At 42.8% G+C, this 15,178-nt stretch carries 8 protein-coding genes; all 8 read right to left on the bottom strand.

The genetic code is table 11. From position 1 onward, the window contains the following. Window positions 1-34 precede the first annotated feature (34 nt). The 8 genes from ACO6HM_RS05890 to ACO6HM_RS05925 all read right to left on the bottom strand — a co-directional run bounded on the left by ACO6HM_RS05890 (window position 35) and on the right by ACO6HM_RS05925 (window position 15,053). A complete protein-coding gene (locus tag ACO6HM_RS05890; RefSeq protein ID WP_485390204.1) occupies window positions 35-2,539 on the bottom strand; it encodes a glycoside hydrolase family 2 TIM barrel-domain containing protein in 2,505 nt (834 codons plus the stop codon). A gap of 28 nt (window positions 2,540-2,567) precedes the next feature. After that, window positions 2,568-5,216 carry a hypothetical protein gene (locus tag ACO6HM_RS05895; RefSeq protein WP_485390205.1) on the bottom strand — a complete coding sequence of 883 codons (2,649 nt, stop codon included), beginning with the start codon at window positions 5,214-5,216 and terminating at the stop codon, window positions 2,568-2,570. 6 nt (window positions 5,217-5,222) lie between these two features. Then, the gene (locus tag ACO6HM_RS05900; protein ID WP_485390206.1) at window positions 5,223-7,514 is read right to left on the bottom strand and encodes a glycoside hydrolase family 2 protein; all 2,292 of its coding nucleotides are present in this window, start codon (window positions 7,512-7,514) and stop codon (window positions 5,223-5,225) included. 84 nt (window positions 7,515-7,598) lie between these two features. Beyond that, the gene (locus ACO6HM_RS05905; RefSeq protein ID WP_485390207.1) at window positions 7,599-9,089 is read right to left on the bottom strand and encodes an MFS transporter; all 1,491 of its coding nucleotides are present in this window, start codon (window positions 9,087-9,089) and stop codon (window positions 7,599-7,601) included. Window positions 9,090-9,242: 153 nt separating this feature from the next. After that, window positions 9,243-11,057: a family 43 glycosylhydrolase gene (locus ACO6HM_RS05910; RefSeq protein WP_485390208.1), complete on the bottom strand. Its 1,815-nt coding sequence runs from the start codon at window positions 11,055-11,057 to the stop codon at window positions 9,243-9,245. A 17-nt stretch (window positions 11,058-11,074) separates the two neighbouring features. Then, window positions 11,075-12,676: a GH35 family beta-galactosidase gene (locus ACO6HM_RS05915; RefSeq protein WP_485390209.1), complete on the bottom strand. Its 1,602-nt coding sequence runs from the start codon at window positions 12,674-12,676 to the stop codon at window positions 11,075-11,077. Window positions 12,677-12,799: 123 nt separating this feature from the next. After that, the gene (locus ACO6HM_RS05920) at window positions 12,800-14,029 is read right to left on the bottom strand and encodes an AraC family transcriptional regulator (RefSeq protein ID WP_485390210.1); all 1,230 of its coding nucleotides are present in this window, start codon (window positions 14,027-14,029) and stop codon (window positions 12,800-12,802) included. A 121-nt stretch (window positions 14,030-14,150) separates the two neighbouring features. Beyond that, complete coding sequence (locus tag ACO6HM_RS05925; protein WP_485390211.1) at window positions 14,151-15,053, bottom strand: alpha/beta hydrolase; 903 nt, start codon at window positions 15,051-15,053, stop codon at window positions 14,151-14,153. Window positions 15,054-15,178: the final 125 nt, after the last annotated feature.

The raw sequence follows: 15,178 nt of genomic DNA on the forward strand, positions 1-15,178 counted from the left end.
CTCCTTAATTAACCAAAATCATCTTATTCGCTTTTTATACTTCATTTTTTACAGGCAATTCCAGCTGCCGTTCGCCTAATCCTTCTGCTTTCACAGTAAGCTTTGCAACACCTTCTGACTGACCTGCCCGAATAATAGCAAGCGCTTTTCCCTGATATGTAATTACTTTCCCAGAGGTATAATTTTCTTCTGTAATGGTCCTTCCGGTTCCAAACGCTGCCAGCACAGCTTCTCCTTCCACCTGTGCTGTTACTTCTGTTTCTACATATGGCACCGGATTTCCCTTCTCATCTACAACCTCAACGATTGCAAAAGCCAATGACTGTCCGTCTGCCGAAAGACTCTCATGATGCAAGGCTCTGGTATCCGTAGTAATTCGTAATCCTGCAGGTTTTCCTGCAGACACTACCCGGTCTCTCGATACCTCCTGCCCGTTAGTATAGCTGATAGCTTCTAATACACCCGGTTCATATTTTAATTCAAAACATACTTTCCTGTGATTATCTTTTCCGGCTTTTTCTTTTCCGACAGACTTACCATTCAAGATAAGTTCTACTTCTTCTGCTGCGGAATAAACCTCCACACGTATCGGGCTGCCTTCTTCTACAGGCCAACTCCAGCTATTTGCACAATCCTGCCATGCGTAACGGTCTAAAAGCTCTACCTTTCCGTAATTTTGCGGATTATGGCAGGCAATATAGGTTTCATCCGAACCCCAGATGATTCTGCGATATGCCAGCTGTGGCTTTTCAAATCCGCACAAATCAAATTCTCCTGCTCCGGCGGTTCGCCATGGGTAACCCGCCATATGCATTACCTGGCCTGCAGTGACAGCCTGCTCAGGTTCCACATACATACGTTTTCCGATGCCTGCTTCTCCGATATAATCATGACTGGTCCATTCAAAATCACCAATAACGTTTGGCAGACGAAGAACATCCTCCCAGTACTCCTCCATCTGTCTTGGTTTACTCTCTGTGCAGCAGATTACACGATTCGGGAACAGCTCCAAAGCCTCTTCGTAGTGATAATTCAAATAATTATATCCCACCACATCCCATGGTGCCACAAAGCCTTCCGTATAATCATTCCAAATCTCACGGCCAAACTTACCATCCAGATTATTCAACGCTCCACCGTTTAACTGTGCTTCCTGCATCAGAGACTGCCAGAATTTTGCTCTGTCTTCATCATCTAATCCGTTAAAGAAGGAACACAAGGCACCTGTAACAAAGCGGGTATGATCCAGCTTTCGCACCTGCTCAGACAGCATTGCAGAGGTCTGATATCCGTCTGACAGTCCGCCCTGCTCCGGAAGTTCATTTCCGATAGACCAGAAAATAACAGATGGATGATTCCGGTCTCTTACTACAAAGCTTGTCAGCTCAGCCTTCCACTCCCTGGCAAAATGTCCGCAATAATCATGGGTGTTTTTCGACATGTTCCATGTATCAAAAGCTTCATTAATAACCACAATACCAAGTCTGTCACAGGCGTCTAACATATCTGTAGATACCGGATTGTGTGCAAAACGCAAAGCATTATATCCATTGTCCTTATGAAGTTTTACCTTTCTGTATTCACTATCCCTAAAAGAAGCTGCTCCTAAAATTCCGTTATCGTGGTGAACACATCCTCCTTTTAAATGCACTGTTCTGCCGTTTAACATAAATCCATTCTTTGCATCCACGGAAATGGTACGAATTCCAAAATTTGTCTGTTCACAGTCAAGGACCTTACTATCATCTGGAATTTCGTCTTTAGCAGGCCGGTATTCCATCAGCTGCGCTGTAACCTGATACAGATTCGGCGAATCAATATCCCAAATTTTTGCCTGCTCTACCATAAATTGCGTTCTTGCAACCGCAGTACCTCCTGCTGGCACATGCACTTTGACTGAACCTGCGTTCTTTTTGAGCTGTGCCTCGTTGTCACTCACCTGTGCAAGTAACAGATTGATCCATACATCCTGATCCTCTGCTGTATGATTTTCAATCGTGATTTCTGCAATTACAAATGCATCCTCTCCCACAATATGGTCTGTATAAACAAATATTCCATGTGGTGCAATGTGAAGCTTTGGAGCAGTCAGTAAGTGAACGTGACGGTAGATTCCGGCTCCCGGATACCATCTGCTGTTCGGTTCCATATCATTGCTCACAGTAACCGCAAGGCGGTTCTTTTTTCCCAGCTTCATTCGTGAAGTCAGATCGATGATAAACGGTGTATAACCATAATGATGTCTTCCCATAATACTCCCATTTAAGTTTACGGTTACATCACGAAATGCTCCGTCAAATTCCACGAGAACTCTTTTATTTTCCCACTCTTTTGGTGCATCAATATATTTTGTATATGTAGCTGTACTGCCATCATAATATCCGGTGTTGGCACCATTGACAGAATCCGATTTTACATCTGTTTCAATCATAAAATCGTGCGGAAGGTTCACTTCTCTTGTTTCCTTAGGCATCCCCGGAATATTGGACGGTTCTCCAAACATAAATTCCCAGCTTTGATCAATACAGTCTCTTCTCATTTTTAAAATTATCTCCTTTTCTTAGCCCCTATTTAAAATAAATGTGCACATCTCCTGTAACACCGCTACCACACACAGGAGTCTGCAAACCACGAAACTTCATACGTATATCATCCTTCGTCAGATCATAGCAATAACGTTCCAGTGTTGTCGCCACTTCAATCGCAATTGTATTTTCTCCCGTATGAGCCAGCGCTGAAATATCATAGCGGTATGGCGGCACAATCTGGATACCGGCACTCTTACCATTGACAAATACCTCTACTCCTTCTGACGCATCCATAATTTCCAAAGCTACCTTTCCTTCCCGTGGTATTGCAAAGCTGCTCTCATACCGGACAAATCCGGAGAATGCAGGCTGCTCCTTAGTCAGCTGATCCGGCATCACAACCGTAACAGCTTCTCCAAAATCAGGATAGTTAATTCCGGCACAGACTGCCCTACTCCAAGGCGCCGTTTCTGTCATGTCGCCTTCACACCGTATCGGTTCCGCAAACATATCAGAATCAGCTTCATCCAATATCAGAATAAGACTCTTTCGAGGCTCAATGGTTACCACGGCTTCACCATCCAAAACCTCTGCCGGATAGATTGTATTTGTCCATGCATCATACCAATAACAAGGACCGGAAACCGGTAAGCGAACCGTTCCATGATAGACTGTCGCTGCTTCATTTACAAAGTAATACAGTTCTGCCTCGCCTGCATAGTGCATTGCCCGCAAATAGGTACTTTCCGGTGCAAACTGTACTTCCGGTACGGATAATTTTATCATGGTCTCTACAAGTTCATCCAGTGAAAGCACCATGCACTCTGACAAAGTGTTCAGCAAATCATCATCACCCTCTATGATTCCCTGCGGCAGACTGTCAATAAAAATAACAGGAAGACCTAAATCATGAAGCTCCACTATAGCCTTTGCTATAGTGGTTGTCATAAACTGAGTTTTTGGAATGATAAACGCACGATACTCCTGTGTGTTCACCTGCAGCGGATTTCCCAGTTTCGTATTGTAATGTTCAGGCTCTAAAAAAACATCATAAGGAATGGTATCAAACTCTATCTGTGCTTCTGCCAGCTTTCTTGCCGGCTTTTGTGTCAGCATCGCATTCCCCATCCACTCTGATTCACCATGATACAAGATTGCTGCACGAACAATGCGACGTCCACCGGAAATTAATGTACTTATCCGGTTCATATATTTCATAAGTTCTCCGAAATGACGATACTGCGGGTTGTGCCCATGTGCATAAAAATGCGGCGGGCAGTCAGAATCTGGAAATGGTGCCGGACTGAATGCATGCGGTACAAAATGATTGATGCCGCGGACCATGAAGTGGTCAGCCAGATATTTTTCAAGCTGTACGCCTTCTGCCCAGCCATAATTTCCAAAAATTTCACACAGTGCGTTTCCTTGCTTTTTCGGTTCAATTGCAGCCGCACTGGCTGCCAGATTTCCCATCATATAGTGGTAGAACTCACCGTCACGCTTACTGCCAAGCGTTCCCACATCCGGTGCATCTTCCCCCTGCGGAAGTACCTGACCTCCAATATCATCAATACCTGCCATGTCCTGTCCATCCAGTCCCCTGAAATAATGTCCCAGACTGGAACCGGTACGTGCATGAGCATTGCTGTCTTCTATCATATGGCCGATATACTGTACGCCGTGTGCATGGCACCACTCTCCCAGCTGACGCGAAAAATGTTTCCTTACCAGTTTTGTTACCGCATCCATGTAAGCATATCGTACCTGTGCTGTTTTAGCCGGATCTCCATCATTACACCACAAATAGAATAGCTGGTCTGCCCAATTGTCACCAAGTAAATCCTGCAGTTTTTCCGGCATAGTCGACGCAAATGGCAAATCCTGGTCTGTACCAAGAAGATTATCGTAAAGATACATGTGTCCATTGCCTAACTCCGGTTCATCCGAAAAGAATCCCGCAATCGTCTTTCCAAAATCAGAAGAATAACGCGCCCAGTGTGTCTCGTATACTGCATCAATCAGTAACCGGCAGCTATCCGGGTCTAGCATATTGATATACTCCCGATGTGGGCCACAATTCCTACTCAATCCAACTACGTACAGATTCCATTCACCTTCCGGTTTATACCAATGCAGCCTTTCTCCATCCGCAGGCAGTGGAAGTGCCACTACCTCACCCGTTGAAGTATTTACTGCAGTAACCGCCAGTACGGTATCATCTTCAAAATGCGGTGCCTCCTTTAGCATAGCTGGGATTACATACTGTTCCATCATATTAGCCGGTTTAAACTCCGGTGGAATCATTCCGGCTAATTCCACTGTAATCTCTTCTGCAGCCCCTGTATAGGAAACAACATTGGCACACACACTCTGACGATGCAACTTAAGAGGCGCATTTTTCACCGCTCCATTTGCAAATCCGGTCGGAAAATGACTATCATCTAAAATCCAGACCTTCATATTTCGCTTACGTGCCTCATCTAAAATCACATCCATGTCAGCCCACCATTTCGGCCCACAAAAATCGGGATGCGGACGGCTTTCCACACATACCGCATGGCAATTCGCTCCGTCGATTGCTGCCATGTATTCACGTAATATAGCTTCGTCCTCACCATGCTGCCAGAAAAATGGCAGCAGATGATTCTCACTATTTCCCTGTAATATTTTTTTCATCTTATCTTTCATAGATTGCTACTCCTCTTTAGGAATCTGATTCAGCATTTTATTTACTTCCACTACTATTTCCGTTGGAATCGCGCCTCCTGCCATTTTAAGCTGCGCCTCTAAAGACATCTGTTCCATCTGACGCTGCATTTCATCGGATACCTTTGTATTTTTTGCCACATCTCCATACTTTTCAATGGTTTTCTCTGCTATCTTTTCCATCGCTTTAGCAAGAATGACTGCAGCCTTAGGGTTTGCTTTTAAATCCACTATTTTATCCTTAATGGAAAAATATCCCACCGGAGTCTGCATATCCTCACGTTCAAACCAGTTGACAATCGTTTCTCTTGGCAGGATGTAAGACCGATTTGGTTCAGATACCTTACGGATGCGTATACTGTCAGTCACTTTTGCAGTTACTCCATCCAATGTATCCGGCACTTCAGCTACTGCTTCAATGATATGCTCTCCGTTAATCGGTACTTCAAATACAAAAATCTTATCCGCCTCTTTTGCTTCAGCTTCCACTCCATCCACAAAAAGTGTTACTTTCAGCAAATTGGAATACACCTTTACCTCTGTTATATCTTCTGCCCTGTCAATATAGCGGCTGCCACACGCATGGACAAATGGTTCCTTAGAAAGATATGCCTTATAGATATAAAATGCATCCTTCTTTATTTTTCGGTCGAAGGTAACAAGTCCCTTATGGTTCACTCCCTTTTCTCCACCGTCTTCCCTGCCGTCTGCCGCAAAATCAAACATGTTCCATACATGCATTGCCCAGATATAAGGACGCTCTTTCCACATCTTCAACATATGTTCATGGTAGACTGCCTGGTATTCTTCCGTACAATCTCCCTTTTCCGGCTTTCCTGTCTGATAACAGATGGTTGCATCTGCACCATATTCAGACAAACCAATGGCAGTATCCGGATACTTCGCATGAAAGCTGTCAAACCATGTATCATTTTCCTCTTTTTCTCCTACGTACCAACCATAATACAGATTATAGGAACGGATATCCGGTAATTTCACAAGGGACTCCGCGGTGTCTAAAATAAATACATTTGCCATGGTAGTCGGACGTGTTGCATCCAGCTTGTGACAAAGCTCATTTAGAATCACATGATTCTCCATCAAATCCTCTGTCACGCCTCCGCTTGTAGTAATTTCGTTAGAAAGCCCCCAACAGATGATGGATGGGTGATTATAATTCTGAATTACAAGCTCTGTCATCTGACTGATGGTATTCTCCCTTCCTTCCGGCATATGCTCCGTAATATAAGGAATTTCAGCCCACACAATCAGACCACGCTCGTCGCACAAGTCATAGAAATACTGATCATGCTGATAATGTGCCAGTCGAATGGTATTTGCTCCAAGCTCGCAAATAATATCCATATCTTCCCGGTGCATCTCTTTTGTAAGTGCATTTCCAGCATCTCTTCGATCCTGATGTCTGGCCACACCACAGAGCGGATAGCTTCTGCCATTTAAGAAAAATCCTTTTTCCGGATCCACCGAATAGGTACGGCAACCGAATCTGGTGTCAATCTCATCAATTGCCTTATCCATTTCAAAAAGCTGCACGGTTACCGTATATAAGTATGGATTTTCTAATCCATCCCATAGAGACACATTTTTTATTGTAAGCTCTGCTTCCAAATGATTCTCCACCACATCGGTTTCTGTTGAAGCAACCACATTTTTGTCTGCATCGTGGATGGTAATTACTGTTTTCCCTTCTGATGTCACATTTTCCGTCCATGCTTCTATTTTAATTTTAGCATCCGGATTTCCCAATGTCACCTGCGGAGTAACCTTTATTCCATTTCCTCCAAAATAACCTAATGCGAAATGCTCTTTTGGTACCGTAATCAGATATACATCCCGATAGATTCCACCATAAAAGGTAAAATCTGCCTTCTGCGGATAAACTCTGCGGTTTACGCCATTATCTACTGAAATAGCCAGCACATTTTCTTCCTGCAATACTTCTGTTATGTTAACACGAAATGTAGAATACCCACCTTCATGCTGTGCCAGCTTCTGTCCATTCACATATACATTTGCACTCATTCCTATACCGCGGAATTCAATCCATGCTTCTTCCTCTTCCATAAGTTCCGGTCTTACAAACTTTTTCACATACCAGCAGGTGCCACGGTAATAATCATTTCCTCCATCCTGTCCATCCTCTGCGTTCCATGTGTGTGGAAGGGAAATATGTTCTCCTACTGCTGTCATTGCTGCTTCCATGCCCACATTCTCTTTTATAAAAATCCAGTCATCATTTATTTTATATGTCTGTCGCATTCTTTTTTTCTCCAATCTATTTTTACTTATTTGATTTAGCAAAGCACCGCCTTTTAATAAGGCGGTGCTGCTATAGGTGTGGTATTAATTCTCAGCATCGGTTTCTAGTGCTTTTCTGATTTCCTGATTCTTTTTCTGAACCTCCACCATCTTCTCTTTTGACAATGGATAGAACTTCATGGAAATGATGGTACAAATCCAGCCAATGAGTGGGAATCCAAACATCAGGAACATTGTCATCCAGAATATCGGTGCTGTTGCAGCATCTGTAGGCTGAGGCATTACTTCCTTAAATCCGATAAGGGCTACACAGCAGGCTGCAACTGTTGATGATAAAGCTGAAATCACTTTATCTAAAAAAGAATATGTAGCTGCCACAGTACTCGGCATAAAAGTAGATGTCCGCGACATCTCGTAATCAACTATGTCGTGCATCATTGCTCCGGTACAGGCGGAAACACCCATCTTAACCCCTCCAAATAAAAGCATGATGACAAAAAAGATTGCGGTCGGAACAATTGCTCTCATAATCGAAGTCATATCAACCACTGCGCAGAATATAACCGCTATCACCGCGATAGCCATACAAGCCCACGTCCAGGTTACCATGGATTCCTTATTACCTTTCTTCGCTGCCATACCGGTAGAAATGAATAGGAATACAATAGACGGAAGCATGGCAATAACAGAGAAAGTCGTTCCTAGCTGCATATTTCCAATCAAAATTCCATAAAACATGGTTGCAACAACCGCCTGTCCTCCTGTAGACAATGCAAGTTTATCGGATGCAGCAGCAACTACATACATCTGAAATGCTTTATTACTCTTTAACAAAGCCAACATATCTTTAAAGCCTACTTTTTTCTCTTCCTTCTTGTCTGCACTGATAGAAACAAAGTTCTCCGGTTTATCAAATGCACTTACACCGACACAGGTTAATGCTATCATTGCTGCTGCAAATACAATAGTAAAAATACACGTAGTTGCCAGCATCGGTACGTTATATTCATTCCCATATCTTGGAAGGATTACCATAGTAACAACTACATTGATAATCATAGGAAATAAATAACTATACATCGTTCCCCAGCGTGCTAGCATTGGTCTCTGTTTTGGATCGTTTGTCATTACAGGTCCAACAATATTAGTAGATACACCAAATACTGTATATCCAATTATGTACAGTAAATATGCAATGACAAAGAATACAATTCCGTGTTTTCCGCTGCTTCCAAAATTGTACATTGCAAGACATGCAACTGATTCTATTGCCCATCCAATCCACATAAGGATTCGTATTTTACCGAATTTTGTATTAAACCGGTCAACAAACAGCGCAATAAGTGGGTCTGTCACACCATCGAATAATCGGGTGACTGTCATAATAACGCCTGTAACTGCAACTGCGATTCCATATCCTGCATTTGCCAGATAACTAACATAAGTCATCAACACATAAAATGCCATATTAGCACCATTTACTAAAGTAAATAGCGCAATCTGCCATGTCTTCGCCCTGCGATACAAAACATCATTTTGTTCCACCTGTACGTTTGTTTCCTTTGTTTTCATCATTTTCCCTCCTCCTATTGCATTGTAAAACTTAACATGTGCTTTTTTTATTATTATAAGCCTCTCACTAGATTTGCTTTAGAATGATTTTTTTGTTTAGTAGCACAATTTTTAGTTCTCTCTAAAAAAACCATAAAATCTTTACTCCATATCACTCTACATCATCAGAATCACATCGCCTTCCGTAATTCCGTTTTCATTAAAGCTGTCCACACAGATATAATACTCTTGTCCTTTAATAAGCGTTGACAGATTCACCTCTGTCGCCCCGTATACCATCCAGCTGCAGTAGAGCTTGTCCGGTGCTATGCCATAGCGCACATTACACCCCTGCGCTCCATCAATCGGCTCCCAGCTCACTAGTCCGTCTAAGTCTCCCGTTCGGACGGCTTTTGCCTTCGCCTTTTCGGGTTTTGAACCGTTTGCAGTTCCAAAAACACGCAGTCCGCTGATGCGAAGCGGCTGTCCATATGGAAGCTTTGCCCCGGTAATACGAATATAACGTGCCATAATACCATCCGGATACTCGTAATAACCATTGGAGCATTCTCTTGACACTTCCTCAAGCACACTCCACGCTTCTCCGTCAAGACTCATTTCAATGCGATAGGAAGATGTCACCGGCTTCTGTTCGATATACCGTTTTTCCCCAAGAGAACCCCCATAGATATCCTCCGGATATTCCACAGCCAGATTTTCATCAGCCAGATTCACCTGAATTGCATGTACCTCGGATTGTTTTTCCAAATCCACACAGTACCACTCAGACTCTTTATTTGTTGCAGCACTCCACCAGCTCCGAATATCCTCATCCACTGCAAGCTTCACATTGCTGCCCTCTGCTGTGGATGAAGCTGTCGCCGGTTTTTGATAGGATAAAAGCATCCATTCCGGTTTTATGGACCAAGGATCAAATTTTCCCTCCGGAATCCGCATCGGATAATCTGCAAAATTTTGGTTACAAAACAGGATTCCATCCTCATCAAAACCGGCTGGGAACAGACCGACCCTGCGTTCAAAATTGTGGTTGACACTGATGCGCATCGTGGAAGCATGCCAGTAATTTCCATAAGCATCCGCTATCGTGCTTCCGTGACCTGCAGCATGAATAAATCCGCCAGGCTTACTGGAATAAGGATTGCTGGACTGCACCGTAAATGGTCCTAACGGTGTGTCCGATACATAGACACCATCTGCATAAGTATTGAACTGGGTTCCCGGAACCGCATATTGAAGATAATATTTACCATTATGCTTCGTCATAAATGCCCCTTCGATATAAGGACGTCCTGCAGATTTTACCATACGCATAAGCCGCTCTCTGGTAAATCCTGCTGTGTCCGGCATGTGCTCCGGAAGTTCAAACTCTCCTGTTTCCGGATTCATGCAGCTTGCAATAAACTCATAAAGCCCGCCTTCTTTCAGCACAACGCCATTTTCACCGGCGCGCTCATATCCTAATACATCCTCATGTCCTTCCAGTAATGGCACCGGATCTCCTATAGGAGTCATTGTCACCAGGTCCATCTCCACGCCAAAAATTGGGTCCATATTACTGCAGCCCCAATAAAAATATACCCGTCCGTCATCATCACAGAACATATCAGGGTCCCAGAAATCAAAAGGTGCAGATACCTCCTCAAAATCATCCTCAAGCGGATTTGCCGAGCGCAGAATTGGGCAGTTCACCCCTCTTCTGGAAGCACAGAAATAAAGATAATCTCCCACCTGCCTTGCATCCGGTGCATAATCATAAATCAATAAATCCTTATTTCCATGAAACTTCCAGTCCAACAGGTCCTTACTGTACCAGAATCCGGATGCCATGGATACAAAGATATAATAGGTTCCCTTATAAAAAATCAAGGTTGGATCCGCACCCTCACGGAAGGCACTGCGCTCTCCCTGAATCAACATATGTTGATAGCGGTAGGATAAATCCAGTGGGTTACAAAATGTTTGACGTTTCATATGATATTTCTCCTTCTCTATAAATAGGCAAATAGTTTAAGTTTTAAAAGTGTAGGCTCCTGATACATTGTATTGACCACCTCATCACCGTTAAGTCTGCGTCCCGGAATCCAAATTCCATTTTCAAAATGTCCCTCTTCAAGAGCCAGCACATCTACATTCGGTCTGTCTGAATTCGTGGAAAAATATCCAAATGCCGCTGCATGAATCAGAATATAAAAGGTGTCCTCTGACTCCATTAAAATCATGCAGACGCTATCCTTTCTGACAATCATTGGTGTATCGAGTGCAATCTGGAAACCAAAAGTTCCAAATAGCATCTTATCTTCTTCTTTGCGCTCACAGGAAACAGCCTGCAAATCAGAGGTTCCATACTTTTCAGTCAATAAAGGCATCATCTCCTGCAGCGTACGGGTATACCATCCATATTCTTCCACGTTCATAGGCGTTTTCAATGCCGTATCTTCCACATCCACCCCAAACAGATAGGACTGTATTGCAGAAAACGGCTGTCCCATATCCTCAAATCCAAATGGAGAATAACAGAGTGCATGATAATGTCCGATACAGTACACCTCTCTCGGCCCTGCATAGCTGTGCGTCGCACATTCCGGAATAAATAAAGGCGTATTTCTTCTTGTATATTCATCACAGATTTCCAAAAAATTCTGCACATAAATATCCGGTGCAATAATATCAATATTTGGTGCACAGTAGGCCCATACCTCCATCATCCGAGACACCGGTCCTCCCGCCGGATAAGTTCCGGGTGCTCCATCCTTATCAAGCCAGCAGTTTGCCGTCATCGGAATTGAGTATTCTCTTTTTCCTGCCTTAGCTACTGCATTCACATAGCTTGCAGTATAATAAGCGCTAAAAATCTCCTCCGCACAGTTTCCAAATACCTCTGTCCAGCTTCCCTCATGTGCACCATTTTCTACTTCCCATTTTACATCCGTCACCATCGTATCCGTATGCTGTTTCATATAAGAAGCAAACTCATTTGGCACTTTTGCAGAAAAAATTGCATCCGCCTCATTTGAGTTTTCCCTTGCCGTACCCATAAGTCCTGTCTCATTCTCCACCTGAACCATAATCACGGTCTGGCTTTCACTATCTATCTCTCTGATATGCTTCATCAACATAGAAAAAGCTTTCGCATCCGCCTGCTTTGTCTCCTCACACAGATAAGAAAGCGTCGTATAAGGCATACCATAGAAGTCCTTCCTTCGAATAAAATTCTTTCCCTTCTCTACTTGAGCGCGCTTAAAGCGCTTTAAATCTGTTTTCACCCATTCCGGCGCATAATAACACTGTGCATTTTTCCAGGCTCCAAACCACAAAAGACCTAGTTTTTTCCCACGTCTTCTCGCCTGTATAATTAAGCCGTCCACCAACGAGAAATCAAATTTCCCCTCCTCGGGTTCAATAAGCTCCCACGTCACCGGCAGCAGCAGGCTGTTCAAGCCCAAAGCATCTGCCTTGTCATACACCTGTTCCATGTATTCCACCGAAGAAGAATTGGAATTGTGAACTTCACCTGAAAGCATTATGAAAGGCTTGTCACCTACCATCAGCATCTTTTTTCCGTTTTGTTCCACGATATGTATCCTACTCATCTTATCTTACTCTCCTCTTAAAAACTTCCATAAAAAAACAATATCTCTTATAAGATAATTATAAGAAATATTGTCTTTTCTTCTTAGAATAATTTTTAAGAAAACTAGCACAAATTTACTTTTTTATTTTGTCAGCTTCATCATATTGCGATACTGCTTGGCTGTCTGGTTCTGATATTTCTTGAACAAACGTGCATAATAATTCTCGTCATAGATACCAACGCGCTCCGCAACCTCCTGAATTGGCATTTCCGTAGCAGCCAAAAGCACCAGTGACTCATGTATCCGTTTTTCATTTATATAATCCGTCAGTGTCTTGCCCGTTTCCTTTTTAAACTGCACAGACAGGTAACTGGAGCTCACATTTACCTGCTCCGAAATAAGTTTTAATGACAGAGGTTCCCTGATGTGAAAATCAATATAGTTTAGCGCATCCCGCACCATAAGAGAATGTCCCTGTAACGAGTGATTTCGCACCAGGAGACAATATTTGTGCACCATATCCCTGCTTACAGAAGCCAACTCATTGATATGTATACAGTTTTCTATATTCTTTGCAAAATTTTCAGAAACACGGTCAATATACGCCGGATGTACATCTGCCTGCTGTGCAGCCTTGCGCAAAAGCGTATTCCAAACTATCATGAGGTTCTTCACATCCCGAAGGGTATCCTGACTTCTTGGTTTCAGACGGTAATGCTGGAATTTCTTATCAACCTCAATCACCTTTTCCATATTTCCCGTGCGGACAGCAGCCATCATCATTTCTTCATAAAGATAGCGCTCCTCAATCGCAGCCATCGATAACCCATGTTCTTCTCCAAGATTCATGTTTTTCGATTCCATCCTAATTCTATAGGCATCTTCCGTTCTCCTGATTTGCAGCCCTTCCCTATCATGAAAAATATAACCCATCTGCGTAAGAACGATGCCTTCGATTGCATCCGAAATCATCAGCAATGGAACACTATAATAGTATTCCTTAAGTTCATTGATAAGACAAAGCGAAAGTTGATTCCGTTGTATCATCTTCTCCACAATGTATTCCGGCTCCTCCATAATATAAGGACCAATCAATAGGAATTCCTTTTCTGTTCCTTTTCTGTATTCTTCCGGAATCAAAAAACTCATATAATACTCCTCAAAGGAATCCCGCACGATATAAAGTATTTTTTCCTCATACCATTGCTCCATATTTCCTATCTGGCGCAAAATATCATCAGGATATTGCAAAAACCTACGAAGGCCCTGGTCATACTCGATATCCGGATTCGTCTGACTGCTCAAACACTTGACATTGATGCCAAATGCATTCACTAATTCTTCTAATTGTCTGATTAAATCTACCTGCATACGCTTCTCACCCCATACCCTATGAGATAAATAATATATTTTCATTATATCAAAAATTAAGAAGCGTTACAATAGAAAAGACTGTTCCTTCTGTCCCAGCCTTTTTACATATAATCTATATCTAAATATGCGCATTGATAAATGCTACCGTATCTTGTAATACCGCCATACTCTCCGGTGTTCCACGCCCTGATGTCGCAAATGCATGGAAACAGTCCGGATAAGATTTTGCATGACACTCAATGCCGTTTTTCTCTAATTTGGCAACAATATCTTCAGAATCCACCGATAACGTCTCGCTTTCATCCCATGCCAGAAGCATTGGCGGCATATCATGCATATCATCATAATATGGAGAAACATACGGATTTTTTACTTCCTCTTCTTTACAATATAATTCCAATAACCAGTACAGCCCATCCGGTGTTACCGTAAAATCCTTGTTTCCTTCTCTGATTCGGTTTAATGCACCACTCATATCAATGACAGGTGAATATGGAATCACCCCAGCAGGCATTTTAATCCCATTGTCACGTGCTCTCATCGCTGTTACAATGCTTAAGTATCCGCCTCCGCTTTCTCCAATTAAAAAAATCGGCTTGTCCGGATTTTTTGCAAGGATTGCCTTGTACGCCTCAAAGCAGTCATCAATTGCCGCAGGGAATTTGTTTTCCGGAGCAAGACGATAAGAAAATGCATAAACAGGGATTTTCGTCTCACCTGCCAGCATAGAGGCATATCCTCTGGATGAAAAAGCATCTCCACAAATCAATCCGCCTCCGTGAATATAAATAATAATCGCATCTTCTCTTGCGCCTTCAGGCATGGAAAGTTCTGCATCCATATCCCCAAACTTTTCCGGAATAAATGTAACACCCGGTTCATAAGGCATACGTTCCTGTGCTGCCTGAATGGTGTTGCGAAGCTGGATTGGGTCCATAGAACCATCAAAGGTTACTGCAAACCCCTTCTCCATCATCATTTTCATCCCAACTTTTAACTGTTCCATTTCTACACTTGCCATAATAAAACCTCCTAAAAAATGATTGTTATAACTTTTTTGCTATCTACAAAATAACAAATATCCTTTTTGCATGCCACAGACATCTTTTAATCAATGTTGCATTAACAGACATTACAGCAAAATTG

The organism is Catonella sp., from assembly GCF_057250765.1.